Here is a 2,639-nt window from a genome sequence, read left to right as displayed (position 1 = left end):
ACCGGTTGACATCACCGTGGCCTCATCCAAAGTCGTGATTTTTCGCGGACTACGCTACCCAACGTCGCAATCCCTGCAAGTCAACCCCATTCAGGTCAAGCTGTTGGCAGTCACTCCTGATGCCATGGCAGCGCCACTTGAAACATCGCTCGATCTGGCTCAAAGCACCGCCACCTCTTTGTTTTTGACCCGAGACAAGCGCTCTAACCCGGTTTTTTTCAGCGTTCAAAACACGGTTGAGCGCTTTACTGGCAAATAAGAAAGACCCCACTCATGCGGCACATTTTTCTAACACCCGCCTTGCACCACCGCATCAAATGGGTCGCACTGCTCATCACCAGCTTGTTGAGTTTGGCAGCCATGCCGCAAGAAACCTCTGTCATTACCGGCAAAGACGGCTGGTTGTTCACACGCTATGAATTTGCCACCCCCGCTGACGCGCCAGACACCCAAGCCACGCTGAACTTGCTGGACAAAACCAACCAGCTCTTGGCGCAAAAAAACATTGTCCTGGCGCTGGTCATCGTGCCCTCCAAAATTCGGGTCAACCCCGATCAGTTGCCAGACCCCATGGTGCTCGACCCTTACACAGCCGGTAAATATGCAGCTGCCGCTGATGCGCTGCAGGCCGCTGGCGTGCACGTGGTCAGGCTTGACACAGCTTTTCTCACCAGCCCCCACCGATCCAGTGACACCCCCCTGTTTTTGCATCTTGACACCCATTGGTCGCCACGTGGCTCGCTGTTGGCCGCTGAGACTATCCAGCGCAGCCTTGATGACTCCCCTCGTCTCAAGGCCGTGCTGGCAACCATTCCCGAAGAAAAATTCACCTTGGCCTGGGCTGACCACAAAATTTCAGTTCGCACCCGCGACCTGGTCAAACTGTTACCCCCCAACGCACGCAAATACGCCGCCGAGCAGGTGTTGCAATTCAAGGTCAACCGGGTGAACGCCTCAACCGCCACACTGCTGTCTGGCGCAGACACCACGCTGATCACGGCCATTGGCAGCAGTTATTCAGACAAAATCACCGGCTACCCAGATGCCCTGCGCTACGCTTTGCAGCGCAACGTGCTGGACATTTCCATCCCCGTTGACCAAGGGCCATGGGTTGGCATGCTGAATTATTTGCAAGATGAGGCTTTCAAAACCAGCCCACCGGCACTGATCATTTGGGAAATTCCAGAGCGCGAACTCCGCTCGCCACCCAATTACAAATTTCGGGACGCGCGCTACATACTTGACAACAACGCCTGGCTCACGCAAGTGGCCCAGCTGCTTGCGGCTCACCCCAACGCGCGTTGAATGATGATTTTTTGCACGTCTGACGTGCCCTCGTAAATCTGGCACACGCGCACGTCACGGTAAATGCGCTCGACCGGGAAGTCGCTCACATAGCCATAACCGCCCAGGGTCTGGATGGCGGCACTGCACACCTGTTCGGCCATTTCGCTGGCAAACAGCTTGGCCATGGCGGCTTCTTTCAGGCACGGGCGTCCGGCATCACGCAAACTCGCTGCGTGCCAGATCAACTGCCTGGCAGCTTCTAGTTTTGTAGCGCACTCCGCAAGCCTGAAGCCAACCGCTTGGTGGTTGATGATTGACGTTCCAAAACTCTGGCGGTCTTTGGCGTAGCCCAGCGCCACCTCAAACGCACTGCGCGCCATGCCCACGCTTTGCGCCGCAATGCCAATGCGCCCACCCTCCAAGCCGCCCAGCGCTATGCCGTAGCCCTGGCCTTCTGCGCCAATCAGGTTCTCAGCGGGAATGCGGCAGTTGTCAAAGTTGATCTGTGCTGTGTCGCTGCTGTGCTGACCCAGCTTATCTTCCAGCCGCGCCACCACATAGCCGGGCGTGGCGGTGGGCACAATGAACGCACTCATGCCCTTCTTGCCCGCGCCCTTGTCGGTGACCGCAATCACAATAGCCACGTCGCCGTTTTGCCCGCTGGTGATGAACTGCTTGACCCCGTTGATGACGTAACTGTCGCCATCTTTCACTGCGGTGGTGCGCAGGCCAGACGCATCGCTGCCCACATGCGGCTCGGTCAGGCAAAACGCGCCCAGCAGCTGCCCCTGCGCCAGCGGCGTGAGCCATTGCTTTTGCTGCGCGGCGTTGCCAAACTTCATCAAAATAGCGTTGACCGGGCAATTGGTCACGCTGATCACGGTGCTGGTGCCGCCATCGCCAGCGGCAATTTCTTCCAGCACCAACGCCAGCGTCAGGTAGTCCAAGCCAGCCCCGCCCAACGCTTCGGGCACACAAATGCCATAAGCACCCAGCGCCGCCAGGCCTTTGTGCACCTCTTTGGGGAACGTGTGTGTTTTGTCCCACTTGGCGGCCTGCGGCCACAGCTCGGCCTGGGCAAAGTCGCGCACAGCGTCGCGGATCATTTCCTGCTCTGAGGTCAACAACATGCTATTTCTTTCAACGGGTTACCAAAGCGCCTCAGGCGCGGGAATCAAACTGCAAAATGGCGCGCGCCATGCTCTCCAGCGGCAAGATGTCGTCTACCGCCTGCAGTTTGATGGCCTCTTTGGGCATGCCAAACACCACGCATGTCTCTTCGTTTTGGGCAATGCAGCGGGCTCCCAGATCGTGCATGGTTTTCATGCCACGCGCGCCGTCGTCGCCCATGC

At 58.1% G+C, this 2,639-nt stretch carries 4 protein-coding genes; 2 read left to right on the top strand and 2 right to left on the bottom strand.

Going from position 1 to position 2,639, the window contains the following annotated elements; all coding sequences use genetic code 11:
• Both PHT20_RS16635 and PHT20_RS16630 read left to right on the top strand, forming a co-directional pair.
• Positions 1-259, top strand: a 259-nt coding sequence (locus PHT20_RS16635; RefSeq protein WP_301021407.1) for a hypothetical protein, incomplete at its 5' end; no start/stop codon positions are given.
• 14 nt (positions 260-273) lie between these two features.
• A complete protein-coding gene (locus PHT20_RS16630) occupies positions 274-1,305 on the top strand; it encodes a hypothetical protein (RefSeq protein WP_301021406.1) in 1,032 nt (343 codons plus the stop codon).
• Here the strand turns inward: PHT20_RS16630 and PHT20_RS16625 are convergent.
• Together PHT20_RS16625 and PHT20_RS16620 are read right to left on the bottom strand one after the other, a co-directional pair.
• On the bottom strand, positions 1,287-2,417 hold the full coding sequence (locus tag PHT20_RS16625; RefSeq protein WP_301021405.1) for an acyl-CoA dehydrogenase family protein: 1,131 nt from the start codon (positions 2,415-2,417) through the stop codon (positions 1,287-1,289). The genes PHT20_RS16630 and PHT20_RS16625 overlap by 19 nt on opposite strands.
• A 31-nt stretch (positions 2,418-2,448) precedes the next feature.
• Positions 2,449-2,639 (bottom strand): chemotaxis protein CheB (locus PHT20_RS16620; RefSeq protein WP_301021404.1); only part of this gene is annotated, 191 nt, incomplete at its 5' end.

The sequence above is a fragment of the Rhodoferax sp. genome, assembly GCF_028715765.1.
Lineage (GTDB): Bacteria > Pseudomonadota > Gammaproteobacteria > Burkholderiales > Burkholderiaceae_C > Rhodoferax.
The sequence above is the reverse complement of the archived record's forward strand: the minus strand, read 5'-3'. Positions and strand labels throughout refer to the sequence as shown.

Bases quoted from the DNA above. Each gene is read 5' to 3' on its own strand.
- PHT20_RS16625 (WP_301021405.1), bottom strand. From the start codon at position 2,417: ATGTTGTTGACCTCAGAGCAGGAAATGATCCGCGACGCTGTGCGCGAC.
- PHT20_RS16630 (WP_301021406.1), top strand. From the start codon at position 274: ATGCGGCACATTTTTCTAACACCCGCCTTGCACCACCGCATCAAATGG.